This window comes from Streptomyces otsuchiensis, assembly GCF_004305975.1.
Lineage (GTDB): Bacteria > Actinomycetota > Actinomycetes > Streptomycetales > Streptomycetaceae > Streptomyces > Streptomyces otsuchiensis.
In genome coordinates this window covers 1-249 of the sequence record NZ_BHZI01000672.1, presented here as the reverse complement: position 1 = coordinate 249, position 249 = coordinate 1, and the positions used below count along the sequence as shown (strand labels likewise).

Sequence of the window (249 nt, the reverse complement as noted above, 5' to 3'; positions counted from 1 at the left end):
ACCACGGTCTCCCGACCGGGGTGGCGGCGCGCCGAGACCACCAGGAAGGTGACCGCGGCCAGGAAGACCAGCAGCGCCGTCCAGTTGTTCAGCCGCAGGCCGAGGACGGTGTTGACCTCGTCGATGCGCAGGTACTCGATCCAGAAGCGGCCGGCCGTGTACCCGGCGAAGTAGAGCGCGAACGCCCGGCCGTGGCCGAGTCGGAACCGGCGGTCCGCCCAGATGACCAGGACCGCGACGCCCACGCAC

At 71.1% G+C, this 249-nt stretch carries 1 protein-coding gene; it reads right to left on the bottom strand.

Features of this window, described 5'->3' with window-relative positions; translation table 11 throughout:
* Window positions 1-249 (bottom strand): prolipoprotein diacylglyceryl transferase family protein (locus E0D90_RS26295; RefSeq protein WP_174856273.1); only part of this gene is annotated, 249 nt, incomplete at both ends.